Genomic DNA, 26,025 nt, shown 5'->3' with positions numbered 1-26,025 from the left:
GGGAGATGAACAAACCCCCCACTGATTAAAGTTTTACTTTATCTACTCGTCTTCTGAAACGACAACTTTATAAATTTCTCTGTCTTCGTTTCAAATTCTACATCAACAAAAACACCATATTCTTTTCCATCTTCACGTAGCCACAATTTAAACTTTTCAACAGTTATTTGAACCGTTTTTGGTTTTCTACCTATATGAAGATAATCAACAATCTCTGCTTTCGGATATTGTTCTTTCGTCTTTTCTACAGCAAGTTTACCCCATTTTGCATAAGGCGGTTGTGCATGAACAATCGATGACCCGGTATATATATTTAAACATGTTGTTAATAAAAGAATGACGAATGCGATACGCTTTAACAATTGCTTCATAATGAACTCCTTTTCTCCTTTTTGTATATTGTTTACATATTCTTTCAACGATATAAGTTTGGATTTTTTTGTCTTCTTTACATAAAAGCGAGGCTTTTACAAAACATAACCAAGAAATCATTTCTGTAATTAAGGAGGGAAAATTATGCGCCAAAAAGCTATTTTTAAAATAGCAGTTTTACTTGCGTTCATAGGACTGTCTTTAATGGTCAGTAGTATACAACTAAAGAATGTAGAAGCTTTTTCTAATCAAGTCATTCAAAGAGGAGCATCTGGCCAAGATGTCATTGAACTGCAATCTCGTTTGAAATATAACGGGTTTTATACGGGAAAAGTGGATGGTGTTTTCGGATGGGGTACATACTGGGCACTTCGGAATTTTCAAGAGAAATTCGGATTACCCGTTGATGGTTTAGCTGGAGCTAAAACGAAGCAAATGCTCGTGAAGGCAACGAAGTATGACAAGTCAACTGCTAATAAAGGGACGACAACGAATAAAGGAAATAGTGGTGGCTCTGCACAAGAGAATAAACCACCTCAAAATAAAGGGACAAATGTTCCGAACGGTTATTCTCAAAATGACATTCAGCTCATGGCAAATGCAGTATATGGAGAATCACGTGGTGAGCCGTATTTAGGACAAGTTGCAGTAGCTGCAGTTATTTTGAACCGTGTTACAAGCGCATCATTCCCAAATACCGTTTCAGGTGTAATCTTTGAGCCGAGAGCGTTTACAGCGGTGGCTGATGGACAAATATATTTAACGCCAAATGAAACAGCGAAAAAAGCGGTTTTAGATGCGATAAACGGCTGGGATCCAACAGGAAATGCTTTATATTATTTCAACCCAGATACTGCGACAAGTAAATGGATTTGGACTCGTCCACAAATTAAAAAAATTGGTAAACATATTTTCTGTAAATAGAGCGGAGGTGGGACAATGTTAAGAGGTATTATCATTGTATTATTAACAGTTGGTGTAGTTGGAACAGGATATTGGGGCTATAAAGAGCACCAAGAGAAAAATGCGGTTTTAATTCGAGCGGAAAATAGTTATCAACGAGCATTCCATGATTTAGCATACGAAGTTGATTTATTACACGATAAAATTGGTACAACACTTGCGATGAATTCACGCTCATCTTTATCACCTGCATTAGCAGATGTATGGCGTTTAACATCTGAAGCTCGTTCAGATGTAGGACAACTCCCGTTAACATTAATGCCGTTTAATAAAACGGAAGAGTTTTTAGCAAATATCGGTGATTTTAGTTACCGTGCAGCCATTCGTGATTTAGAAAAAGAGCCGTTAAATGAACAAGAATATAAAACGTTGCAAACTTTATATTCAAATGCGGGAAATATACAAGATGAACTAAGGAAAGTACAACATCTTGTTTTGAAAAATAATTTACGCTGGATGGATGTTGAAATGGCACTTGCATCAAATCGCGATCCAGCAGATAACACAATTATTGATGGATTAAAAACTGTAGAGAAAAACGTAACATCATACTCTTCTACAAACTTCGGACCGACCTTTACAAGTGCACAAAAAAATAAAAAAGGTGGATTTGAAGCAGAAGGAAAGGCAATTTCTAAAGATGAAGCAGCAAAAATCGCAAAATCATTTTTAAATTTAAAAGGAAATGAAAAAGTCGATGTAGAGAAAAGTGGAAAAGGTGCGAAAGAATCATTCTATAGTGTGAAGATTAAAGACTCTGCAACGAATAATGAGTTTTACATGGATATTACCGGAAAAGGCGGATATCCAATTTGGGTAATGAATAATCGAGAAATTAAAGAACAGAAAATTAGTTTAAACGATGCAGGAAGTAAAGGATTGACGTTTTTAAAGGATCATAAGTTTAATAATATGGAGCTTTATGATAGTTCCCAATATGATACTATCGGCGTGTTTACTTATGTAGTAAATGAGAATGGCGTACGGATCTATCCGGAAGCAATCCAAATGAAAATTGCTTTAGACGACGGATCTATCGTTGGATTTTCTGCAAAAGAATATTTAGCATCACATCAAAAACGAACAATTCCGTCTGCCAAGCTAACTGCAGCAGAAGCAAGGAAGAAAATTAACCCTGATGTGAAAGTGATGGAAGAGCGAAAAGCAGTCGTAGTAAATGATTTGCATAATGAAGTACTTTGCTATGAATTTGTTGGAACGTTAGGGAAAGATACGTATCAAATTTTCATCAATGCGAATAGCGGAGCAGAAGAAAAAGTGAAAAAAATGCAAGCTGTTGAAAAAATTTATGATTAAACCTTAATAGTAAAGTGGTGAAAAGAATGAAAATTCTAATATATGTGTTGATGCTTTGCTTTTTTATAACTGGATGCAGTATTGGAAAAAAAGACAATCCAAATGAAAAGCCAGAACAAAAAAATGTCTCAATGAAAAATGTTAATTATACAAACAAATCAAATAAGCCAAATGAAAAAGCAGCGGATCATTTAGCATCTTTAGCGGCAAGTGTGCCAGGTGTGAATGATGCAACAGCAGTATTTGTTGGAAAATATGCTATTGTAGGTATTGATGTAAAAGCGAAACTAGACCGAACTCGTGTTGAGTCAATTAAGTACTCTGTTGCAGAAAGTTTAAAAAACGATCCGGATGGTGCGAATGCAGTCGTTGTAGCTGATGTTGATACGTATGAACGGCTGAAACAAATTGGAAAGCAAATTAAAAAAGGGAAAACTGGCGAAGGTATACTGGATGAATTAGCAGCAATTGTTGGCCGCGTGATGCCACAAGTTCCGAATGATATGATTGAAAATAGAGAAACGAATCCAATTAAAGATAATGACAAGCAATTACCAAAAGATGAAGAACAAGAACTAAGAAAAGAACAGAATGACCAATCTAATAATCATTTGAATAAGTAAAATGAGCCTCGTACTAAATTGTACGAGGCTTTTTAAATATAATATTAAATATTCAGTTTATTTTTAAGGGAATATATGGTTTAATTATTGTGGGAGGGACAACTGTTATGATGAAAAAAAGTGCATTTATTTTATGTGGTTTCTGCCTAAGTTTCAGTATGACAGCGTGTGAACAAAAGAAAGAAGTGAAAAAGCAAACAGCGACTTCTTCTACTGTGATGGAAAGTCAGAAGAAAGAATTTATCAATATAAATCATTTCTCAAAAATAGATGAAGGAATGACTTATACAGAAGTGAAAGATTTAATCGGTTTTGAAGGGAATTTACTTATAGAAGAAGGGGTAGAACATTCTACACAAATTAAACAAATTTTTGCTTGGAAGGGGAATAATCCAAATTCATTTGTTGAAATTACATTTTTGGATGGAAAAGTGCATTCTAAATCACAGCAAGGTTTAAGTTAATTTGATAAAAATGGGAGAGTATAGCATGAACATACATACTGGGGAAATACAATTAGTTCCGTATAAGGAGACGTATAAAGAAATTATACAATCATTTACTTTACCAAGTGAACAAGTTCAATTCACATCAGATCCAGGCGAATTATTGAAAAAAGCAAAAAGCGATCGCACAAAAAATGTAATTGTTATTTTAGATTACAACGGGGTACCTGTTGGTCTTTTCGCATTACAAACAGGCGAAAGAGTACAAGAGTTCACAGAGAATGAAGATGCTTTACTTTTAACATCATTTTCTATAAATTATAATAAACAAAGAAGAGGATACACTAAAAAATCATTGGCATTATTACAAGATTTTGTAAAACTTTATTTTCCAATAAAAAATGAAGTTGTACTTGCTGTAAATGAAAAAAATATGCCAGCACAAAAGTTATATGAAAAAGTTGGCTTCGAAGATAGAGGCTTTAGAAGAATGGGACCGATTGGTCAACAAATAATAATGCATTTACCTATAATAAAATAACGGGATAGAAAACTTACTCTTGAACATTCATGTAGTAAGTTTTTTTTATTTTGTGTTATGTTAGTAAAAACGAAAGTAGGTATCCAAAAAAGATAAAGGTTTCAACATATATAATTGAAAGGTCAATGAATATGCGAGGAGTAATGATATGACAATTTATATTGCGTTACTAAGGGGAATCAATGTAGGTGGACATAAAATAATCAAAATGGCAGATTTAAAACGATTGTTTGAATCAATAGGATTAAAACAAGTGAAAACATATATTCAAAGCGGTAATATCGTGTTTGAATCTGAGGAAGATATAAACGCTCTAAAAGTAAAAATTGAATTTGAAATTAAAAGGGAATTTAATTTTGATGTTACAGTCATGCTAAGAACAAATGAAGAATTTATAAATACTATAAAATATTCCCCTTATACAGCGGATGCTTTGTTAGAAGGAGAAAGTATGCACGTTGCCTTTTTAGCTCATCCACTTTCTGAAGATGAGAGGAAGCAGTTACTTATGTACAAAAGTGAACTTGAAGATTGCTATATAGATGAGAAGGTTGTATATTTGTATTTCAAAAATAGCATTCGGAATTCTAAATTAATGAACCAATTTCAGAAGTTACATACACCAGCTACAGTAAGGAATTGGCGAACTGTTAATAAATTAAAAGCAATTGTAGAGGGGATGTAAATATAAAAAGATGAGGTTTTCCATATATAGAAAACCTCATCTTTTATTTATATTGTTTTGCAACTATGATTTCGACAATAGGATAAATAAAGAATGAAGAACAAAGTGCGATAAAAAGAGGAAGATTCTTTATTTCATCGAGTAATAGGAATGCAAATCCTTCTGAAAATATTAAAATTAGAAACATAAAACATATAAGTACAAAATAAGCAATTTTAAAGCTTTTATATTTGATTTGCTGTCCCATTTCATCTTGGCTTTCTACCGTTATTCCGTCTGGATCTCCCCAAGTAATTTGATTAATTAAATTACCGAGTATTAGTGAAAAAGCGAATATTGTGCCTCCAAAAATAGAACCTTCTGTTACATATTTATATGCACTATGTATGAGGACTCCGATTAATGATAAAACGATAATTATGAAAATATATTTTTTATGATTCAATTTAGAAATGACACCTCCTATAGTGTAAAAAACTCTTTACATACATAGTATAAAATTGGAAAAGATTAATGTCAAATACTTTTTACATAAAGGGTGCAATAATATGATATTTTGTTTTTACGATTAATAAAAAATTACATTACATTTGAATGTAAAAGAATAGGCTCGCATATATTTGGAAGGGATGTCAGATTAATTTAGGGGGTAGTTATGTCTATACTTTTAAAAGCTGGTGCAGATGCAGGAAATAACGGTTTGAAGTTAATGGTGAAAGGGCAAGACCCTATTTTTATTCCGAGTATTTATTCTTTATATATAGGTGAGCCTACAGGATTGTTAGATGAGGGAGATGTGTCATTATCTGAATTAGAAAATCATATCGATGTGACCATTAGTTCTCCATCGCTAATGTTAAATAATGTACGGTACATCGTTGGAGAAAAAGTGATTCAAGATCAATTAAAAGGTACTGAAGTGGAGAAGAAATCGAATAAGTCGACGGATGAGCTAATGGTTATTACAATACTATCGGGTTTAGCAGTAAGTGCTATGCGTCAAAGTCCAACTTCTAGTCATATTAACATTCGATATGATTTATCTGTCGCTCTTCCTATGCAGCTTATTACACAAGAAATAGCTGCCGAAAATGCAAAACGTTATATGGGAAATCACAAGGTTGTTTTCCATTATCCGAACGGTCGTGATGTTACTATTAATGTTTCTATTGAGTTTTGTAAATGCCTGCCTGAGGGCGCTTCTGGGACGTGGGGCATTGTATATGATGAAGAAGGAAATGTTGTGAAACATAAAATAGAATGTGAACAAAATCAAGTTTCAGAAATTGATTTTGTTGATAAAACTTTATTGTCTTTTGATATTGGTGCGGGGACAACAGAAGAAGTTGTTTCGTTAGGGGTAAATTTCCGTCCGCAATTAAGTAAAGGATTATCGTACGGTGTAAAAGAAACGTTACTACAAATTATTACGAGATGGAACCGGAAGTATCCAACAAAGACGATTGATAGTATTACAGAATTCAATCAAATTTATTTAAATGATAAACATCCTAGGAATGCATTATTAGTTGAGGAATCACAACCAGCACTATTAGGTTTAGCTGCGCGCGTCGCAACTGATATTATTAATAAAATTGATGATATGAAAGACGATCCATACGTGTTTATTTATGGTGGGGGCGCAGTTATCATTAAAAATAGCTTGAAAATGATTTTAAAACAAAAAGGGCGTTTAACAAATGTTATCTTTGTAGATAATCCACTATTTACAAATGCAAGAGGATTATTAGTCTACACTTGTTCGCCAAAATATAGAGAGCATAAACAAAAAGAGTTAGGGTTTACAAACTTAACGATAAGTTAGTTGGTGGAAACATGCGATCTAGGCGATATAAACGTGGTGATCGAGTGAAAATCAATATTCATAAATCAGTATCACCTGAAATGCTTGCATGGCTTAATAAACAATCAAACCCAACTAATTTCTTTTTCTTTGCAGCACAGCAATTATTTAAACAAGTAGGAGATATTGATGTGTCAAAAACTTTACCAAATAGCCATGTTTTCTCATTATATATGGAGCCATCGTCCTTATTAAAAGTCGAAGTAAATCCTTTTAAAAACGTACCACTAGAAGCGAATAAATCCACCGAAAGTGTAAAAAAAAAATCATGGGAATCTGTTGATCAATTAGATTGTCCATTTTTTTAAACATAGAAACATTTATGTAAGCCCATCACTATACATATGGATACAGTGATGGGTTTTTGTTAGTGTATCGCTATTCCAATAAATAGAAGGGGCACAAATTTGTGCCCCTTCTATTTATTATTTATCTATATTTTAGATGTATGTTCTGTTACTGCTTGAATAATGTTTTTCCAGTCATCAGGATGGTTTTCATGTCCTGCTCCTTCAAGAGTTAAAAGTGCTGAGTTTGGAATTTCATCAATAAGTGCGAGACCATGTTCAAATGGTAGTGCTGTATCGTCAGTTCCGTGAATTACTAATGTGGGTGCTTGTATGGAGCTAAGTACACCTTCATAAGCATCATCACCTTGAAGTAAAGCGTGATTAAACATACTTAATAGATTGTTAGCCCTTTCTATTTCGAGTTTTACTTGTGTATAAACTCTGTTTTCATCAAATGAACGTTTTGAGCCGCACAATAGACGAGAGCCTGTAACTAAATACTCTGTCACAGCGTTTTGATTTGACCAATCTAAATTTGCACCATTTGCATGATGTATTAAAATTCTTTCATCCATCGGAGGTAAATCGCGAGTGTTGTTATCTGAGCCTATAACACTTGTTGCTAGTAAAGTTAACGTTAAAATTCTTTCAGGATGTTTTACAGCGGCAATTTGAGCAATCATGCCACCTAATGACATACCAAATAAGTGCGCTTTATCAATATGATAGGCATCCAGCACCCCAATTGCATCTTCAGCCATAGTTGTTACCGTATAATTGGAAGTTCCAGGTTTGTATGTAACAGAGCGTCCTACATCACGGTTATCAAAGCGAATGACAAATTTCCCTGTGCTAGCTAACTGTTCACAAAATTCTTCATCCCAATAAACCATTGAACACGTAGCTCCCATAATTAATAAAATTGCTGGATTATTAGGATTTCCAAAGCTTTCTGTACAAATATCAGTCCCGTTTGTTTTAATCATCTTTTCGGTCATAGTGTTATCTCCATTTCTTTTGGATTTAATTACAAACATAGAAAATAAAACTCTGTATGATTCTAAGATGTACACAAAATTGAATTTGGAACTCACATTAATTAATAGCGTAGCATAAATACCACCTCTAAACATGTTTATTGTCATTCAAAGCAAAAAATTTTGAAAAATAATTGTAAGTTATTAAAATAAACAGCAAGGAGGAGAGGAAATGAAAGCAATTGTTATTGATCAATATGGTAGTGTTGAAGAACTAAAAGAAAGACAAATTTTAAAACCAGTTGTTACATATAACGAGGTATTAATACGCATTCTCGCAACATCTGTTAATCCAGTTGATTGGAAAACTAGAAAAGGAGACTTACAACAACAATTGCAATTTTCATTTCCAATTACTTTAGGGTTAGATGTAGCTGGAGTTATCGAAGAGGTTGGAGAAGAGGTAGAAGGTTTCAAAATAGGAGATAAAGTGTTTACGAAACCTGAAAATATAGGGAAGGGATCTTATGCTGAATTCATTGCGGTAAAATCAGATTTAGTAACTTATATGCCTACTAACCTAAGTTTTGAAGAGGCAGCTTCTATTCCACTCGCAGGACTTACTGCTTGGCAAAGTCTTGTAGATTACGCAAAAATAAAAGAAAATGACCGAGTATTTATTCACGCTGGAGCTGGTGGTGTCGGAAGTTTGGCAATCCAAATTGCAAAATCATTTGGAGCTTTTGTTGCAACTACTGCAAGTGGTAAAAATGAAGAATTTTTAAAGGATTTAGGAGCGGATCTCGTTATTGATTATAAAAAAGATAAATTTGAAGAGCTACTATCAGATTTTGATATTGTATTAGATACAATCGGTGGCAAAGTACAAGAAAAAAGTTTTCAAATTATTAAACCTGGCGGTGTTCTAGTTTCGATTGTTCATGAACCAAATTATAAAGTGAAAGGGATAAAATCAGGATTTTTATGGCTAAAACCAAGTGGAAAACAATTAGAAGAGTTATCAAATTTAATTGTACATGGAAAAATCAAACCGATCATAAGTAAAGTTGTGTCACTTAATGAAGAAGGGGTTAGAGAAGCTCATATTTTGAGTGAAGGGCAACATGTTAGAGGTAAGATTGTAATTAAAGTGGAATGATGATAGCCGCTGTATATTGACTTGTAGTGAATAAAGATAAATTGGAGTACTCCATAATTTTATAATACCCCAAAGTACTTTTATTTTGGGGTATTAGCTTTTCTTAGTTTGATGGGCTAGTGAACATACTTTTAAAAATTAAAGTTTCGTATTGTATCATGTAATTTCTCTAATCCAATCGCCATATCTTTTTCATTTAACATGGAATAGCTAATTCTTAATTGGTTATTATTTGTATCGTTATTTAATAGACAAGCTGTTCCAGGTAAAAAAGAGACATCTGCTTCATTTGCTTTTTGTAATAAGTTAAAAGGATCAATTGTATTAGGAAGTGTAATCCATAAATTAAAGCCGCCATTTGGTATTTTAAAGTGTATTTCTTTTAGTGGCGATAATATAGCGATTGTTAAATCACGTCTAATTTGTAAAGCGGTGCGTAATTTTTCTAAATGATTTTTCATACGTTCTGCACGTAAGAAAGGAAGTAGTGCTTTTTGCGTTAATAACGGGCTACCGATATCCATCGAACCCTTCACAGCATATAACCATTCAAAAATAGGCCCATCGGCTATAAGTGCAGCGATACGTAGTCCAGGTGCTAACGTTTTACTAAAACCTTTTAAATATATTACATGACCATTCGTATCAAAACTTTTGATTGGAGGAGGGACTATAGCATCCTCAAAATATATTTCTCCGAAAGAATCATCTTCAATTATAAAAAACTCATATAACTCCGCTAGTTCTATAAGTTCCAATCTCCGTTCTTTACTCATTACTGTACCTGTTGGGTTTTGAAAAGTAGGATTCACATATAACAAAACAGGATTCTTTCTTTGACAAAGGTCATCTATTAAGTCTGAGCGAATGCCGTTTTTATCAAGACTAATAGGTATAATCTGCACTCCTTTGTTGAGAAAAACATCAAGTGCTGCGCCATAACAAGGGCTTTCTACTAATACTATATCTCCAGGTTTTAATAATGTTTGAGCGATCAAATCAATTCCTTGCTGGGCACCACTTGTAATTAATAATTGAGAGGGGTCTGTCACTAATTTCTGATGTTCTTTTAGATAATTAACTATTTCAACTCGAAGTTCATAATCGCCTTGAATAGGTCCATAAGTTGCTAGTAACATCGGATTTTTATCCAGCAATTTGTGCATTTCGTCTGCTAGAAATGGATTTGGTAATAGACGTGGATATAAAATCGCTTGTGAAAAATCATAATATTTTCGGTGTTGATTCATTGCATATTGAGAACGCATAACATTAATAGTTTTCGTTTGTTGCCATTTATAAGGAATAGTTTTGAACTCTTTCTTTACACGTTTATATATATAAGCCCCTTTTCCTTGCTCGATGCGTATATATCCTTTCGTTTCTAGCTGCTTATACGCCTTACGAACAGTCAATAAGCTAATTTGTAAATCTTCGGCCATATAACGTAATGATGGAAGGGAGTCACCATATGAAAGCATGCCACTTTGTACTCTTTCAACAATTTGCATATATATTTGTTGATAATACGGTATGTTGGATTCTTTCCGTATTACAATCTTCATGGCTTCACCTTGTTTCTTTTTTATTTAATTAAAGCGAAAAAAATAAAGAGAATCAACTACAATTTGATGTAACTGTTATAAGCATAGATACACTGTTATACACGAAACCCTCTATACTCATGTTAAGAGTAAAAAGGAGGAAGAAAAATGGTCATTTTCAATTATATTTTAGTATGTATTATTTTCGGCACAACATTTTTAACGATTAAAATCGGAATTGAAGCAGGAGCGCCTCCATTATTTTCAGCAGGAATTCGTTTCTTTTTAGCAGGAGTAATCTTGATGTTTATATTTAAGTTGAAGCGAAAAGAAATTATGCCGCATGTATTTTCAAAACGTATTATGTATGCTGGCTTTTGTTTAACGTTCATGACATTCGCATCTTTGTACTGGGCTGAACAATATATTTCTTCTGGGTTAGCTGCTGTACTTTCTGCAACAGGTCCTATGATGATTTTATTATTACAAGCAAGAAGAAATAAGAAAAAATTGCAAAAGGAGCAATTTTTCGCTTTAATTATTGCGTTAATAGGCGTTGTTTTTGTTTCTTTACCAGGAATGCATCAAGAAGTAAGTTTCATATGGAGTATTGCTTGTATTATTTTAGTAGTAGGGGAGTTATTTTACGGAATAGGTTCTATTCGCTCAAAAGAAATACTTTCGGATTTACGAAGTGTATCACCATTTCTTATTAATGGTATTCAAATGTTTTATGGAGGGATTTTGCTACTAATCGTATCATTCATAGTAGAGCAGCCGAATGTAACTGTATTAACCTCATGGAGCGTACAGTGGCCTATTTTATACCTCATATTTATCGGATCAATTGGTGGGCACGGATTATATTACTGGCTTTTATCAAAAACAAATCCTGTATTCCCATCGACGTGGTTATATGTATCACCATTAATAGCAATTATTGTAGGATATATTGTATTAGGAGAACCATTAAATCCTGCAATGGGTATAGGTGCTTGTTTCATATTGATAGGTGTATTTTTGGCCAATCGTTCAACACTACGGACTTATTTCAAACAAGGACGGTTATTAGAGAAGGAAATGTAGTTGGATAATGTAACGGCCCTGTATATTACCGGGCTAGTAAAATCAAAAACACAGCTGGGAAAATAACCAACTGTGTTTTTATAATTAATTCACTTTTTTAATAAACCCTTTGTAATGACGTTTCACAAGTTGACTTTCTAACGTCTTCATCGTTTCTAGTGCTACACCGACGATAATAAGTAAGCTTGTACCACCAATTTGAGCAGAAGGTGGTAACGTAGCAATTTTCGTAAATACGAGTGGTAATATTGAAATTGCACCTAAGAAAATTGCACCGATAAATGTTAAACGGTATAAAATTTTGGTTACATATTGCTCTGTCGCTTTACCAGGACGAATACCAGGAACATAACCGTTTTGCTTTTTCAAATTCTCAGCCATTTGTTCAGGATTTACTTGAATAAATGCGTAGAAGTATGTGAAAGCAACGATAAGACCGACATAAAGCGTCATTCCAATTGGATGTGCAAAATCAAGATTTGCGACTAACCATTTGGATACGCCTGAATCAGGGAAGAGCTGCGCAATTGTACGCGGCGTCATTAAAAAGGCTGAAGCAAAGATTACTGGAATTACACCAGCACTATTTACTTTTAGAGGTAAATGAGTGTTTTTTGCTCCTTGATATGGATTGTTTCCTGATACAGCTTTTGCGTATTGAATCGGTATTTTACGAACAGCTTGTTGAATGTAAATGACACCAACAACTATCGCTAAAATTACAAGTCCAATTAAAACCATTTTTATTATGTGCATGAATAATTGATCGCCTGCATTTTGAAATTGTTGCAAGTAAATTTGATTAGCAACATTCGGAATTGCCGCAACAAGACCTGCGAAGATAATCATTGAAATCCCATTACCAACACCATTAGCGGTAATTTGTTCACCTAACCAAAGTAAAAATGCAGTACCTGCAGTTAAAACTGTCGCAATAAATAAGTATGTAGTCCAGCTTTGATCTGTTATTAATTGCCCACCTGCTATATTATTAAAACCATAAGACATCCCAATGGATTGTATGAATGCAAGAATGATTGTAAAGTATCGAGTAAATTGAGCTGACTTCTTACGGCCCATTTCACCTTGCTTTGCCCATTCCGAAAATTTAGGTATAACGTCCATTTGTAGTAATTGTACTATGATGGAAGCTGTAATATATGGTGTAATACCTACAGCGAAGATCGAGAAGTGTTGCAATGCTCCTCCACCAAATACGTTTAGCATACCTAAAACGTTGGCTTGATCTTGTACCTTTAATACCTCTGCGTTAGTATGAGGAACTGGAATAAACGTGCCAATTCGAAAAACAATTAGCATCGCTAGTGTAAAAAGAATTTTGTTTCTTATCTCAGCTACTCTCATGAAATTTGAAATCGTACGAAACATTATGTCGCCTCCTATATTTTTATCAGTTCAAAACTGATTATTATATCCCGATGAAGTAACCACAAACCTCCTTCCGCATTAAATTCATTTGACAAATGGAATTTCATACATTTTGCAGTTTTCACGGATATAAAAATATAAGGTGTTATACGAGCGATCTATTATCTTTTCGTAATCATTCAATACCCATAATATATCGAATAAATTAACAAATGTACATACATACGCATGAAAAATGAATAAATAGGGTGATTTTTTACATTTACTTAATGCTAGATTGATAATTAGGAACGTTTTACGTAGTTGTATTGAAAGGATTCAGTGGAAAGTATTATGGTGTAGCTGTAGCACATGAAAACCTCAAGGATGTTGAGAAAACGCATATATTTCGTCGTGAATTAGAGAAACTATTAAAGCAAGAAAAGATTTGATTGAAATAGTAGTGAAGGAAAATCTTTTTTCTATAGAGAATATTTCTAACGTAGGAATCTAAGTATGTAGGTTCTAATGAAAGGAGAATTCACATGAATACATTTGTAAATGACAAGTTTGATGAAACGAGAAAGCAATTATTTGAGGAAATTACTTTGTTAAGTGATGCTCAATTTAATAGGAAACCAGATCAAGATAAATGGAGTATAGCACAAGTTTGTCATCATTTAGTTTTATTAGATGAGAGAGTTATAACAGTTATTTCGTCAGGATTAAAAAAGATGGATAGTATCCTAAATGAGCGTAAAGAAATTCACACTATTGTATTAGATAGATCGATAAAATTTATAGCCCCAGAAATGATTGAACCAAGTATAGAAGCATTTGAAGTGCCGAAAATGGTTGATTTGTTAACCAACGCTAGAAAAGAATTGATGCGTTTCCTGAGTACAATAGAAGATGAATCTATATTAGCGAAAAAATCAGTGATGCATCCAGCTCTTGGAGAATTACTTCTAGATCAGTGGATAGAACTGATCTATTTGCATGAACAGCGTCATATAGAACAAATCAAAGAGATAAAATTGCTTTGTGAAGTTGAAAAGTAAAAATCATTATCTTTTTATTGAGTGATTTTGGATAGCGTCCAGAGTTCGAGTGATAAAATACAAGTCCGGATTAAAATTATGATGAATTTAGTTGAAAGCAACCAATAAGCAGAAGAAAATACGAAACTAGCAGATCTTACTCCTGAAGAGGAAACGAACATTCAAAAAAAAACTGAATCCGATTTGCTGTATAAGTGGAACCCCGTCTTAAATGAAGAGCGGGGTTATTATTTTTGGAAGTGATCTCAGTATTTTCATATAGAAGGAAATAAATTGGTAATGAAATCCGAAAATGAGTTATATGTCCAAAATTTTGAAAGCACATATACATCTACCGTTGGTTTAGCGCTCTTCACACGTTGGAGGAAGAAGTATTTTGTTAGAAAACGATAACATACTATTCTGTTAGGGGAAATATGCATTTGATTCTCTATATTTTCACAGTAAAACCACCTCCAAAATTATCTTTTGTAGTTGAATTTTTCCGAATAATAAGTTACATTTTTAAAGTTCAAGCAACTTTATGCCAGTACAAAAAGGGGAGAAATATTGTTATTATGCAAAAAATGAAATGGAAGAACTATGTATGCTATTTTATTATTCTTATGCTTCTTGTAACAGCAGTAACAGTCAAACCAGCTATTTCTAAGGCTGAGGAATCTGATGTTAACATTACATTGTTAGGTACTGCAGATATTCATGGTAGATTTATGCCTTGGGATTATGCGCTTGATGGAGCAAATATGAGTGGAAGTTTGACGCAGCTTTATACGGTTATAAAGAAGGTACGTCAAGAAAATCCAAATACCATATTAGTAGATGCCGGGGATACAATTCAAGGAAACTCAGTAGAATTATTCAACGATAAGCCACAATCGCCAATGATGGTAGCAATGAATACAATGGGATATGACGCCTGGGCATTTGGAAATCATGAATTCAACTTTGGATTAGATACATTGAAAAAAGTTAGTGAGCAATATAAAGGAAAGACGTTAGCAGGAAATATTTATAAGGAAAATGGAGAGCGTTTTCTTCCTGCATATACGATTGTTGAAAAAGGTGGAATTAAAGTCGGGATTATTGGTATGAATACACCAATGATTAGTGATTTTGAAAAAGGGACAGATCATTTGGATGGTTTAGTAGTGAAAAATCCAGTAGAAGAGACAAAAAAGGCAATTAAAGAATTAGAAGGTAAAGTAGATGTAATGGTAGGGGTTATGCATATGGGACTAGAAAATGAGAATGGAATCCCAGGTACAGGTGTTCAAGATATTGCGAATGCTTGTCCGGAACTAAGCGCTATTTTTGCGGCTCATATGCATAAACTTGTAAAAAAAGAAGTTGTAAATGGCGTAATTATTACAGAACCAGATAAATATGGAACGCATATTTCACGTATTGACCTTACTTTTACAAAGCAAGATGGAAAGCTTGTTTTAAAAGATAAAACAGCTACCGCTATACCTGTAAAAAATGCTGATGGAACAACAGTATTATCTGATTCTGCACTTGAAGAAACATTAACACCTTTTCATGAGTATGCAAGAGGAGATGCAAATGTTGTAGTTGCTCAATTAAAGGGGAGAAACCTTGTTCCTGAAAATGAAATAAAGGGTATTCCAAGTGTGCAGATTCAAGAGACACCTTTATCAGATTTCTTTCATGAAGTCATGCTCCATTACAGTAAAGCGGATGTAGTAGCCCATCAAATTGATAATGATTATGCCCGTTTGGATATAGGTCCTATAAAGAAGAAAGATATTGCGTATAATTATCAATATGCTTTGGGAGAAATTACAGTTTACAAGATAACTGGAAAAGATTTAAAAGACTATATGGAATGGGCAGCAGGATATTTTAACTCATCTCGTGCCGGAGATGTAACAGTTAGCTTTGATAAAAACCGTCGCGCGTCTAAATACAGTACGAACGATTTCTTTGGAGGCGTAAAATACGAAATTGACTTAACAAAACCATATGGAAGTAGAATTACAAATTTGCGCTCTATTCGTACAAATAAACCAATCAAAATGAGCGATGTTATGACGCTAGGAATGAATGCGTATAGAATGGAGGCTCTACAGGCAAAAGGGGGAGCATTAGAGGGACGTAAATTTGAACAAACTTGGTCATCTAAACAAGAGAATGCATTCGGAGAAACAGGTGGAACCATTCGTAACCTTGCTATTACGTATTTAAAAGAGGTAAAGAACGGTGTATACACGCCAAAAGTTATGCGTAATTGGAAAATTACTGGTGTAGATACACATTCTTCAGAGTATAAGGCTGTAGTTGATCTTGTTAATAAAGGGATTTTAGAAATTCCAAAAACAGAAGATGGAAAATATACAAATATAGCATCTATAAATACTAAAGATTCAATTACAAAAGAAGAGATTGTAGCACTCTCACAAAAAGCTAATATTAATCCAAATCAGTTTAATCATGTAAAAAGAAAAGGTGAATTTTACAAAAAACTTAGTAGGATAATTAAATAAATATAAAATAGATGGATCTCATACAAAAAAACTATTAAACTTGGATATACTATTATTCTAAAAAAGTTTGTAATCGGTATAGAAATATAAGGAATCATCGATATAAAATCCCCCGGATTATTAAACAGATCCGGGGGATTTTTCATTTGAATAATTATTGTTTTATTTCTTACTATGCATATTTAAAATATGCTTTAAAAGAACATACCTTGAGCTTATAACATGCAATAGATGTGTCCTTTTCTATATTTAAATGGGAAACAAATTTATCTTTAAAAGATATTTTTGACAAAATAAAATAGCCTGAAACTCAAATGAGACTTCAGCTATCTCATAATGTTACAATCCAGGCAGCTATAGGTATACATAACAAAATTATATTAAAAAATCTAAATTGTAGATGCACTGCCTCACTAAAGTATGTATCTACTATATACATCATAAAACAAAACACACACTTTCATTTTCTTGTTTATCAAGGGCATTAGTATTCATTTGATTCATCTGTATTCTAAATTAACTTCATGTCCGAAATAACAATTTTAAGGTGTCCTATAATAATTACTATTTTAATAGCATTAAACCTACTCTTAAAATAGTAAAGAGTGGGTTTTTATGTTGTTATTTAGATGTAAGGGTACTTTGATTAGAATGGATATAGATAATTAACAACTAACCAATTGGTGAGCACCTAAAGGGGCTCATTTTTTATTATATTGACCACATATATGTAATTTTGCATAATATTACATAAATTTTGTATTTTCTCTTTTTTTCGACAGAAATAGACAGTATACTTTGTACAAGCTTTCTATTTCAAAAATTATACGAGGTGAAAAAATGAAAAACACAAAGACATTAACTAAGGTAGCGTTAACAACAGGATTAGCTTTAACAGCTGTGGCACCCTACGGAATAGGTCATGCAGAGGAAACAGATCAACTACAAGTTCAAATTCAGGAGGAATCGTTCCGTTCGGGTGAACTTACACAACCGTCACAAAAGGCACCAGAAAATGTGGTAAAGGATGCACTTAAGGAGAAAACAGAACAAGCTCTGTCCCAAAAACAAGTCAATGGAGAAACAGGAGTAGATTATAAAGTTCTTCAAAAACGTGATTCGTATGATGGGACTACACTCGTACGTATGCAGCAAACATATGAAGGAAAAGAAGTATATGGCCATCAATTAACTGCACACGTAGATAATAAGGGTGTTATTAAAAGTGTATCAGGCGATAGCGCGCAAAATTTAAAACAAGAGGAATTGAAAAAACCTATAAATCTATCAAAAGATGAAGCAAAACAATATATTTATACGAAGTACGGGAACGATATCAAGTTTATTTCTGAGCCAGAAGTTAAGGAAGTTATTTTTGTTGATGAAAATAATGGACAAGCTAGCAATGCATACCAAGTTACATTTGAAGCTGCAACACCAAACTATGTTTCTGGAACTTATTTAGTAAATGCGCAAAATGGCGATATGTTAAAAAATATGGTACAAGAATCTAACTTAAAAGCAAGTGAAAAACTAGTTGGAGCCTTAAAGGAAAGTAAAAAAAGCAGTCTTACATCATTAACTGGAACAGGAAAAGATGATTTAGGTATTTCTCGTTCATTTGGTATTTCTAAACAAAGTAATGGCAAATATGCACTTGCTGATTATACAAGAGGGCAAGGAATTGAAACTTATGATGTGAATTACAAAGATATTACTAAAGAAGAAAGCTATTATCCTGGTACATTAGCAACTAGTACTTCAACAACATTTAACGATCCAAAAGCAGTAAGTGCTCATTACTTAGCAACAAAGGTATTTGATTTTTATAAAGATAAATACAAGCGTAATAGTTTTGATAATAAGGGACAAAAGGTAGTATCAGTTGTACATGCTTGGGATTCTGAAGATACGAACGATCCGAAAAATTGGCAGAATGCATTAAGTGCTAATAATGGAAGTATGCTTGTATATGGCGATCCTATCGTTAAAGCATATGACGTAGCTGGACATGAATTTACACATGCTGTTACTTCTAGCGAATCTAATCTTGAATATTACGGTGAATCTGGTGCAATCAATGAGGCACTATCTGATATTATGGGAACATCTATTGAGAAATACGTAAATAATGGAACATTTAACTGGACAATGGGAGAACAAACCGGATCTGTTTTCCGTGATATGGAAAACCCAGCTTCTGTGCCATCTTCACTTGGAGTACCTTATCCAGATGATTACAGTGAATTTAACGATTTTAATGGCTGGGATCAAGGCGGCGTTCATTTTAATTCAAGCATTATTAATAAAGTTGCGTATCTCATCGCAAAAGGCGGAACTCATAACGGAGTAACTGTTAAAGGAATTGGTGAAGATAAAATGTTTGATATTTTCTATTATGCAAATACAGATGAGTTAAACATGACTTCTAATTTTAAAGAATTGAAGTCTGCATGTATTCGAGTGGCAACTAATAAATATGGAGCGAATACAGCTGAAGTTCAAGCAGTTCAAAAGGCATTTGATGCAGCAAAAATTAAGTAATTTAGAAATATAGTTATTATTCATATATTAATACATTATGAAAAAACAGCTAATATCATTTTAAGGATATTAGCTGTTTTTTTACGTAGCAATGTATTGTTGAAAATAAACTGACTAAGCAATAATTAGGTGCGTTATCTGTAAGAAGTTACGACAAATAAATAAGGTTTAAAGTGTGTAAAAACAGAAAATTAATAATATATTGACCTCTTGATAGAAAGTCTATAAAATGAAAGCGATAACAAACGATTGCTTTAAAATGATTTCCCTGACCTTTTAGCATTTACAAATATATGAGGGCATACACAAATCTATTTTTTTAAGTATTAATGCAAACGCTTTCGTATTAAAAGGTCATTGAAATGCATAGGTGAAAATAGACAATATGGAGGTGAATTAAAAGAGATTTCTAGATTAATTTAAGCAGTGTTATTCAGTGTAAGCATAATAAATCGCTAGTAATATTTGAAGAAAGGGTGTATGTGGTGCAAATTACAAAAAGGTTAATTAACAAATCATTCTTATTACTTTCCATAATCGTTATGTTATCATCTGTTTTCTCCTTTCAGAGTGTGAAGGCAATTTCAAATTCGAAAACAACTGAAATTATCATTCATTACAAAGAAAAGCTTGGAAATACAAAAGACTGGAATCTTTGGTTATGGGGAGAAAATGCGAATGGTACATCTTATGAATTTACTGGTGAAGATGAATTTGGAAAATACGCTAAGATAAAAATAGACGGTGACTATAATCGTGTAGGATTTATAGTTCGAACAAATGAATGGGAAAAAGATGGTGGGGATCGTTGGATTGAAAATATAAAGGACGGTCGTGCTGAAGTATGGATTCTTTCGGGTGATGAAAAAGTATATAACTCTAAGCCTTCATCGGATCTCTCAATTCAAAAAGCAACTATTGATAGTTTCCATGAAATTACTGTAACGACTAATGTTCCTTTTAATAGTAAGGAACAGAAAATTGAAATTGAGGGCATTAAAATTAAGGAAATTAATCCTTTTGATAAAAATGGTGGAGATATTACTAATAAGGTGAAAATAATTACAGAACAGAAAATTGATTTAAAACAGACTTACAAAGTTAAAATAGAAAACTTAGCTTATACGAATACTGAAATCGGTAAAGTCATTCGTAGTGAAGAGTTTGATAAATTATTTTATTATAGTGGTAACGATCTAGGGAATATATATTCCCCGCAACATACAAAATTCCGTGTATGGGCTCCTACTGCGAGTGAAGCAAAGTTAGTTACATATAAAAAATGGAACGATAAAATAGGTACTGAAATAAACATGCAACAAGGTGAAAAGGGAACTTGGAAAGCAGAAATTAAAGGGAACCAAAAAGGTCTCTTTTATACGTATAAGGTGAAAATTGGGGATAAATGGACTGAAGCAGTTGATCCATATGTGCGTGCTGCTTCTGTAAATGGAGATAAAGGTGTAGTCATTGATTTAAACGAAACAAATCCGAAAAAATGGAAAGCAAATAAAAAACCGGAATTTAAAAAACCGGAAGATGCTATTATTTATGAATTGCATGTACGCGATCTTTCCATCCAACCTGAAAGTGGCATTAAGCAGAAAGGGAAATATTTAGGGGTAACAGAAAAAGGAACAAAAGGTCCTGAAGGTGTTAAAACAGGACTTGATCATATGAAAGATCTTGGTGTTACGCACGTTCAGTTTTTACCGATATTTGATTATGCATCAGTCAATGAAGAGACTTTAAATGAACCGCAATATAACTGGGGATATGATCCTAAAAATTTCAATGTTCCAGAAGGCTCCTATTCTACAAATCCATATGAGCCGACTTTTCGAATAACTGAATTAAAGCAAATGGTTCAAACACTGCATGATAATAATCTTCGTGTGGTGATGGATGTAGTATATAACCATATGTATAGTGCTGCTGAATCTAATTTTCATAAGTTAGTTCCAGGTTATTATTATCGTTACAATGAAGACGGAACATTTGCAAATGGAACTGGAGTAGGAAACGATACTGCTTCAGAACAAAAAATGATGAGGAAATTTATGGTTGATTCTGTAACATACTGGGCAAAAGAATACAATTTAGATGGATTCCGTTTTGATTTAATGGGCATTCATGATTATGAAACGATGAATGAAATACGTAAAGCTGTTAATCAAATTGACCCTTCAATTATTCTGCATGGGGAAGGTTGGGATTTAAATACACCTCTTGCAGCTGAGTTGAAAGCAAATCAAAAAAATGCGGAGAAAATGAAAGGGATTGCTCATTTTAACGATAATATACGTGATGGATTGAAAGGTAGTGTATTTGAGGAGAAAGAAAATGGTTTTGTAAATGGAAAAGAAAACATGGAAGATCGTATTAAAAAAGGCATTACAGCAGGTATTGACTATGATACAAAGTCGTCTACCTATCAAGATCCAGAGCAGGTGCTAACTTATGTGGAAGCACATGACAATCATACATTATGGGATAAACTTGAGTTAACTAATCCAGGTGATAGTGAAGAAGTGCGAAAACAAATGCACAAATTGTCTTCTTCGATTTTATTAACATCACAAGGGATTCCATTCTTACATGCAGGACAAGAGTTTATGCGCACGAAATATGGTGATCATAATAGTTACAAATCTCCAGATTCAATTAACCAGATGGATTGGTTGCGCCGTGCAGCATATAATAATGAAGTAGATTATATGAAGGGCTTAATAGATTTACGCAAAAAGTACCCAGCTTTTCGAATGACATCTACTGAGCAAATTAAAAAGCATATATCATTTATAGATGCTCCCAAAAATGTTATAGCTTATTCAATAGATGGAAAGGGCAATGGGAATAAAAATGAAAACTTTATGGTGGCTCACAATGCAAATAGAGAATCCGTTGACATAACTTTGCCATCGAAAGGTCCTTGGAAAGTACTAGTAGATGGTAAGCAGGCAGGTAGTAAAACACTTTATGTTGTCCATAATAATAAAATTAAAGTTCCTGCATTAAGTTCATTCGTTTTAAAAACAGCGAAACCGATTAAATAAAAGCAAGTCATGTGGAAGTATATACTGAATTGGGTACATGTAATAAGGATTGTACATGCAAAAAGCGAAGTGACGATTATGTTCACTTCGCTTTTAAAGTTAAATTAGTATAATTTCACATACTGTAATTATACTACAATTTAATAAAAAAATAGACAAGAGATCATTTCTATTGTAACAGGAGGAGGAGAAGATATCTTTGTATTTATTTATAAAATTATCCGAAGCACATTCTTAATTTATACAATTTTTATTATATATTCGAACATTTAACAGGCTAGATGTTCGAGTTGTATTAATTCCTACAAAACGTTTAAAAAATAACAACGACGTAAAAATAATATGGATTTAAAATAGCGAAAAGACACCTTAAATGGTGTCTTTTCGCTATTTTAAATGAGAATCGGCTATTCTATTTATGAGTAGTTCTCTTATAAAGTGATTAAGCCTCAACCTTAGAGACTCTTTTGAAACCAGTCTTTACTGCCTGTACCATTTCGTTCACAGCGTAAATAGATACATCGGCACTTGGATTCAATCCTTCAAACCAGTGATAGGAATTTGGATATAAATGAAATTCAACATCAACACCAGCTTGGGCTAGTTTGCTTACATAGGTTAATGTTTCACTACGAAATGGATCTAATTGACCAACAAATGTGTAAGTATATGGTAAGTCACTATAATCCTCAGCCCGAGAAGGCGCTGCATAGGCAGGGATTTGATCCGTTCCATACATTTCTCCTAAATACATTTTCCACCCAGCTTCATTTGCCTTTTGGTTCCAAACAAACCCCTCTTTAATTTCATTCGCTGAAGGTGTATTATTTCGGTCATCAATCATTGGATAGAGTGGCATTTGTAAACAAATTGAAGGATATTTTCGATCACGGGCTAATAATGATAATGCTGCTGTAAGTCCACCGCCAGCGCTTGCTCCAGCAACACCAATTCGATTCGAATCAATGTTTAATGACTCTTCATTATCAGCAATCCATTTTAAAGCTGAATAACAATCCTCAATTGGTGCTGGATAAGGATGTTCAGGAGCTAAGCGGTAGTCTACAGACACAACCACACAGTTAGCTTCTTTTGCAAACCTCATACAAGTATCATCGTTATCATCTATAGACCCTAAAATATAACCACCACCATGTATCCATAATAAGACAGGTAAAGGTTCATTATTTGATTTTGGACGATAAATTCTTAATAGTAACGGATTAGTTTCTGGCCCAACAATGACTTTATCTGTTAACGAAAGGGATTCATCAACAACGGTAGGTGGTCTCATTTGAGCTATTCCTTCTCTAATTGATTGCAAGTTCTCGGGGCGTAAATCGAGATCTGGAAACATCTCTAACCCTTGTAATAATTCTGGATTTACTCTTGTTTTCATTTTAGCACCTCTATTTGTAATTGTTTTCAAATAAATGAAGTGTATCCCAGTAGTTTAATGGTGAAAAAACATCATAAATAAATTTTAAATTGGATATGTCATAACAGTCAATGAAATATTCAGAAATTAAAATCTTTCTCAAGAAGGAGTTTTTTGCAACTAGTAATACAAGTACGTAATTTAGGAGAAAAGTGTATTCATATCATTGGGTAAGTGTGGGGAGTTCAATCGATTTTGAATAAAATTGATAGTATCAGTTGCAATTTTTTTACGTTTAAAAACAATCCCAGCATGCCCACATGTATAAATATATCGAGTAGGTTTTCCCCAAGATGCCCACAAGTAGTCCGTATCCTCAGGGTGCACATATAGATCGTGCTTGCCTGAAATTAATAAAATATTTTCTTTTTTCACTTTTGGTAATGCTTGACTCGGTTCAGTGATTTTCCAATAATCTATTAAATCATTATACGTTACACCATGATGTTCCAAATCTTTTCTAATGAATTTACCTGGATTTGTCTTCCAAATTGAATAAGAAAGTCGATTCGCGTAGAAAATGGATGCTAATACATCAATGTCTGATTCAACAAGAGCTGTTAGGTTAGTAATAACCCCACCTAAACTGATTCCTATTAAAATCAAGGGGCCATTTTTATTTGCTTTAATCCATTTAATCAAAGTTCGTAAATCAGCTACCGCTTGTCTAGTGGCTTGTACAGTTCGTTCAATATTAGCACTTATCATGTACTCTCCACTGAATAGGGATTGGTTGGGTTTTCTTTCAAAATGATAGGGTAGAGTGAAATAATACATATTCCACTTCAAGTTAGTCATATGGTCGTGAAATATTTTTTTTATACGTTCGTTAGAATCCATTCTCCAACCGTGAACAAAGATGACATGAGGTGCATCTTCATTTTCATGTAAAAATAATTCCCCAGTTACAGAGTCGTTGCGTGAATCACCAGATTGAACCGAGCTTTTATATTTGAACTGTCCAACCATGTATTCCTTTTCTTGCTTTGCATGCTTAATGTTAAAATGAATATTAGATGGTTGTCCTTTATAAAAAAATTCTATGTCCTTTATATCTATTAAGGTGTTAGAAAGAGAAGTATATTGAAACTCTCCACTTCTTTTTTTGTGCAAATCATACAAGGCGTATCGATCAATGAGTTTTGAAAAAATCAATTTACTTCCTCCAAAATACATATTGTTTAAAACATGGACAAAATTTATGTTTTATTTATGCTGTATATTAAATTTAAAATATTCTTTTCGTCTAATATTACGTGCTTGAATTATAAAGCTAGGTAATAAATTTGTATATTATATTATAAAACTAACAATAAAATAAAACCATAAATAATTTATACTACAATTTAAAAGAAAAGTTAATATTCTCATTTATATGAGAGAACATTAACTTGCTTATTTTCGTATCAAAAGATACACCGTTTGAAGTGATGTAATTTATATGATAAACAATGTGTCAATTAATATATATTATTCAGTGCTAGTTACTATAGTTTTCGAAGCCAATAGTCAATGAACCTTACAATATGCGTCTTTTTGGTATATAAATAACAATATTCATTAAAGAAAAAGTTTTAATCCTTCATGAGAATCTTTAAATCCTAATTTCTTATAAAATTGCAAAGCTTCCTGTCGTTCTTTATCTGTTGTTAACTGTACTAAATGACATCCCCGTAATGTAGCACGTTGAATAGCCCATTTAATAAGTTTAGTTCCTATACCTTTACCACGTTTTGATGAGGCTGTCCGTACACCCTCAATAGTAGCTCTCCAACCCCCTTGACGTGCAATGTAAGGCGTAAATGTAATTTGTTGAAGACCAACAATCTCCGTCCCATCACACGCTACAATCAACTCATTATTTGGATCACAATCAATAGCATGAAATGCTCTTATATAACTATCAGGGAGTGGTGTTTCATAGCGCTCTCTTTTATTTCCTAAAACATCATCAGCAAGCATTTTTACAATTTCATCTAAATCATCTGCCGTAGCAATCCTAAATGTTATAATTTCTGCCACTATTAAAAAACCTCCTTAATGTATGCACTTATTACTTTTATTTTACTCGTTTAAATACAATAGGTTAAATTATGAAATATTATGAGTCTTTATAACTTTTTCTTATAGATAACATAAAAGCCTAACTTATAAAATGATAAGTTAGGCTTTTTAACACAATATTAT

22 protein-coding genes are annotated in these 26,025 nt (G+C 33.1%); 14 read left to right on the top strand and 8 right to left on the bottom strand.

What is annotated here, in order from left to right; translation table 11 throughout:
* Positions 1-38: 38 nt before the first annotated feature.
* Positions 39-371, bottom strand: coding sequence for a YqzG/YhdC family protein (locus tag ACS2MN_RS04045; RefSeq protein WP_000811610.1), 333 nt, complete (start codon positions 369-371; stop codon positions 39-41).
* 145 nt (positions 372-516) lie between these two features.
* Here ACS2MN_RS04045 and sleB point away from each other — a divergent pair, with 145 nt between their 5' ends.
* The 6 genes from sleB to ACS2MN_RS04015 all read left to right on the top strand — a co-directional run bounded on the left by sleB (position 517) and on the right by ACS2MN_RS04015 (position 4,947).
* Positions 517-1,296: a spore cortex-lytic enzyme gene (gene sleB / locus ACS2MN_RS04040; protein WP_001249059.1), complete on the top strand. Its 780-nt coding sequence runs from the start codon at positions 517-519 to the stop codon at positions 1,294-1,296.
* Between the two features lie 15 nt (positions 1,297-1,311).
* Positions 1,312-2,652: a germination protein YpeB gene (gene ypeB, locus ACS2MN_RS04035; protein ID WP_000943731.1), complete on the top strand. Its 1,341-nt coding sequence runs from the start codon at positions 1,312-1,314 to the stop codon at positions 2,650-2,652.
* 26 nt (positions 2,653-2,678) lie between these two features.
* Positions 2,679-3,275, top strand: a complete 597-nt coding sequence (locus ACS2MN_RS04030) for a YhcN/YlaJ family sporulation lipoprotein (RefSeq protein ID WP_346994826.1) — start codon at positions 2,679-2,681, stop codon at positions 3,273-3,275.
* A 107-nt stretch (positions 3,276-3,382) separates the two neighbouring features.
* Positions 3,383-3,739, top strand: a complete 357-nt coding sequence (locus ACS2MN_RS04025) for a hypothetical protein (RefSeq protein ID WP_000976449.1) — start codon at positions 3,383-3,385, stop codon at positions 3,737-3,739.
* 25 nt (positions 3,740-3,764) lie between these two features.
* Positions 3,765-4,262: a GNAT family N-acetyltransferase gene (locus ACS2MN_RS04020; RefSeq protein WP_346994827.1), complete on the top strand. Its 498-nt coding sequence runs from the start codon at positions 3,765-3,767 to the stop codon at positions 4,260-4,262.
* 148 nt (positions 4,263-4,410) lie between these two features.
* Positions 4,411-4,947, top strand: a complete 537-nt coding sequence (locus ACS2MN_RS04015) for a DUF1697 domain-containing protein (protein ID WP_000158248.1) — start codon at positions 4,411-4,413, stop codon at positions 4,945-4,947.
* A gap of 43 nt (positions 4,948-4,990) precedes the next feature.
* On the opposite strand, the gene ACS2MN_RS04010 is transcribed toward ACS2MN_RS04015, so the two are convergent.
* Positions 4,991-5,392, bottom strand: coding sequence for a hypothetical protein (locus tag ACS2MN_RS04010; protein ID WP_001015827.1), 402 nt, complete (start codon positions 5,390-5,392; stop codon positions 4,991-4,993).
* Between the two features lie 210 nt (positions 5,393-5,602).
* On the opposite strand from ACS2MN_RS04010, the gene ACS2MN_RS04005 reads away from it, so the two are divergent.
* A complete protein-coding gene (locus ACS2MN_RS04005; RefSeq protein ID WP_000025613.1) occupies positions 5,603-6,772 on the top strand; it encodes a ParM/StbA family protein in 1,170 nt (389 codons plus the stop codon).
* An 11-nt stretch (positions 6,773-6,783) separates the two neighbouring features.
* A complete protein-coding gene (locus ACS2MN_RS04000; RefSeq protein ID WP_001257765.1) occupies positions 6,784-7,119 on the top strand; it encodes a hypothetical protein in 336 nt (111 codons plus the stop codon).
* 125 nt (positions 7,120-7,244) lie between these two features.
* On the opposite strand, the gene ACS2MN_RS03995 is transcribed toward ACS2MN_RS04000, so the two are convergent.
* The gene (locus ACS2MN_RS03995; protein WP_000136876.1) at positions 7,245-8,099 is read right to left on the bottom strand and encodes an alpha/beta fold hydrolase; all 855 of its coding nucleotides are present in this window, start codon (positions 8,097-8,099) and stop codon (positions 7,245-7,247) included.
* A 211-nt stretch (positions 8,100-8,310) separates the two neighbouring features.
* Between ACS2MN_RS03995 and ACS2MN_RS03990 the strand changes: the two genes are divergently transcribed.
* Positions 8,311-9,237 (top strand): NADP-dependent oxidoreductase, encoded by a 927-nt coding sequence (locus ACS2MN_RS03990; protein ID WP_087951111.1) that lies wholly within the window; start codon positions 8,311-8,313, stop codon positions 9,235-9,237.
* 131 nt (positions 9,238-9,368) lie between these two features.
* Here the strand turns inward: ACS2MN_RS03990 and ACS2MN_RS03985 are convergent, their stop codons facing one another.
* Positions 9,369-10,802, bottom strand: a complete 1,434-nt coding sequence (locus ACS2MN_RS03985; protein WP_000706569.1) for a PLP-dependent aminotransferase family protein — start codon at positions 10,800-10,802, stop codon at positions 9,369-9,371.
* Positions 10,803-10,949: 147 nt separating this feature from the next.
* On the opposite strand from ACS2MN_RS03985, the gene ACS2MN_RS03980 reads away from it, so the two are divergent.
* Positions 10,950-11,867, top strand: coding sequence for a DMT family transporter (locus ACS2MN_RS03980; RefSeq protein WP_000234344.1), 918 nt, complete (start codon positions 10,950-10,952; stop codon positions 11,865-11,867).
* Positions 11,868-11,951: 84 nt separating this feature from the next.
* Here ACS2MN_RS03980 and secY read toward each other — a convergent pair whose 3' ends face one another.
* Positions 11,952-13,256, bottom strand: coding sequence for a preprotein translocase subunit SecY (gene secY, locus ACS2MN_RS03975; protein WP_000490108.1), 1,305 nt, complete (start codon positions 13,254-13,256; stop codon positions 11,952-11,954).
* A 524-nt stretch (positions 13,257-13,780) separates the two neighbouring features.
* On the opposite strand from secY, the gene ACS2MN_RS03970 reads away from it, so the two are divergent.
* From ACS2MN_RS03970 to pulA, 4 genes are all read left to right on the top strand, one after another.
* Positions 13,781-14,296, top strand: a complete 516-nt coding sequence (locus ACS2MN_RS03970) for a DinB family protein (RefSeq protein WP_001091623.1) — start codon at positions 13,781-13,783, stop codon at positions 14,294-14,296.
* Positions 14,297-14,853: 557 nt separating this feature from the next.
* A complete protein-coding gene (locus ACS2MN_RS03965; RefSeq protein WP_087951171.1) occupies positions 14,854-16,800 on the top strand; it encodes a bifunctional metallophosphatase/5'-nucleotidase in 1,947 nt (648 codons plus the stop codon).
* 840 nt (positions 16,801-17,640) lie between these two features.
* Positions 17,641-19,344 carry a M4 family metallopeptidase gene (locus ACS2MN_RS03960; protein WP_000799181.1) on the top strand — a complete coding sequence of 568 codons (1,704 nt, stop codon included), beginning with the start codon at positions 17,641-17,643 and terminating at the stop codon, positions 19,342-19,344.
* A 485-nt stretch (positions 19,345-19,829) separates the two neighbouring features.
* A complete protein-coding gene (gene pulA, locus ACS2MN_RS03955) occupies positions 19,830-22,400 on the top strand; it encodes a type I pullulanase (protein WP_088056226.1) in 2,571 nt (856 codons plus the stop codon).
* Positions 22,401-22,842: 442 nt separating this feature from the next.
* Here the strand turns inward: pulA and ACS2MN_RS03950 are convergent, their stop codons facing one another.
* The 3 genes from ACS2MN_RS03950 to ACS2MN_RS03940 form a co-directional block, all read right to left on the bottom strand.
* On the bottom strand, positions 22,843-23,799 hold the full coding sequence (locus tag ACS2MN_RS03950; RefSeq protein ID WP_000857950.1) for an alpha/beta hydrolase: 957 nt from the start codon (positions 23,797-23,799) through the stop codon (positions 22,843-22,845).
* A 180-nt stretch (positions 23,800-23,979) separates the two neighbouring features.
* The gene (locus tag ACS2MN_RS03945) at positions 23,980-24,993 is read right to left on the bottom strand and encodes an alpha/beta hydrolase (protein WP_000577693.1); all 1,014 of its coding nucleotides are present in this window, start codon (positions 24,991-24,993) and stop codon (positions 23,980-23,982) included.
* 405 nt (positions 24,994-25,398) lie between these two features.
* Entirely contained in the window at positions 25,399-25,860 is a 462-nt protein-coding gene (locus tag ACS2MN_RS03940; protein WP_000807824.1) for a GNAT family N-acetyltransferase, read from the bottom strand.
* Positions 25,861-26,025: the final 165 nt, after the last annotated feature.

Source organism: Bacillus cereus group sp. BceL062, from assembly GCF_051780025.1.
Lineage (GTDB): Bacteria > Bacillota > Bacilli > Bacillales > Bacillaceae_G > Bacillus_A > Bacillus_A toyonensis.
The sequence above is the reverse complement of the archived record's forward strand: the minus strand, read 5'-3'. Positions and strand labels throughout refer to the sequence as shown.

Bases quoted from the DNA above. Each gene is read 5' to 3' on its own strand.
- ACS2MN_RS03970 (WP_001091623.1), top strand. From the start codon at position 13,781: ATGAATACATTTGTAAATGACAAGTTTGATGAAACGAGAAAGCAATTA.
- ACS2MN_RS03990 (WP_087951111.1), top strand. From the start codon at position 8,311: ATGAAAGCAATTGTTATTGATCAATATGGTAGTGTTGAAGAACTAAAA.
- sleB (WP_001249059.1), top strand. From the start codon at position 517: ATGCGCCAAAAAGCTATTTTTAAAATAGCAGTTTTACTTGCGTTCATA.
- ACS2MN_RS03995 (WP_000136876.1), bottom strand. From the start codon at position 8,099: ATGACCGAAAAGATGATTAAAACAAACGGGACTGATATTTGTACAGAA.
- ACS2MN_RS04025 (WP_000976449.1), top strand. From the start codon at position 3,383: ATGATGAAAAAAAGTGCATTTATTTTATGTGGTTTCTGCCTAAGTTTC.
- ACS2MN_RS04045 (WP_000811610.1), bottom strand. From the start codon at position 371: ATGAAGCAATTGTTAAAGCGTATCGCATTCGTCATTCTTTTATTAACA.
- ACS2MN_RS04015 (WP_000158248.1), top strand. From the start codon at position 4,411: ATGACAATTTATATTGCGTTACTAAGGGGAATCAATGTAGGTGGACAT.
- ACS2MN_RS03950 (WP_000857950.1), bottom strand. From the start codon at position 23,799: ATGAAAACAAGAGTAAATCCAGAATTATTACAAGGGTTAGAGATGTTT.
- secY (WP_000490108.1), bottom strand. From the start codon at position 13,256: ATGTTTCGTACGATTTCAAATTTCATGAGAGTAGCTGAGATAAGAAAC.
- ACS2MN_RS03960 (WP_000799181.1), top strand. From the start codon at position 17,641: ATGAAAAACACAAAGACATTAACTAAGGTAGCGTTAACAACAGGATTA.
- ypeB (WP_000943731.1), top strand. From the start codon at position 1,312: ATGTTAAGAGGTATTATCATTGTATTATTAACAGTTGGTGTAGTTGGA.
- ACS2MN_RS04000 (WP_001257765.1), top strand. From the start codon at position 6,784: ATGCGATCTAGGCGATATAAACGTGGTGATCGAGTGAAAATCAATATT.
- ACS2MN_RS04005 (WP_000025613.1), top strand. From the start codon at position 5,603: ATGTCTATACTTTTAAAAGCTGGTGCAGATGCAGGAAATAACGGTTTG.
- ACS2MN_RS03980 (WP_000234344.1), top strand. From the start codon at position 10,950: ATGGTCATTTTCAATTATATTTTAGTATGTATTATTTTCGGCACAACA.
- ACS2MN_RS03985 (WP_000706569.1), bottom strand. From the start codon at position 10,802: ATGAAGATTGTAATACGGAAAGAATCCAACATACCGTATTATCAACAA.
- ACS2MN_RS03965 (WP_087951171.1), top strand. From the start codon at position 14,854: ATGCAAAAAATGAAATGGAAGAACTATGTATGCTATTTTATTATTCTT.
- ACS2MN_RS04020 (WP_346994827.1), top strand. From the start codon at position 3,765: ATGAACATACATACTGGGGAAATACAATTAGTTCCGTATAAGGAGACG.
- ACS2MN_RS04030 (WP_346994826.1), top strand. From the start codon at position 2,679: ATGAAAATTCTAATATATGTGTTGATGCTTTGCTTTTTTATAACTGGA.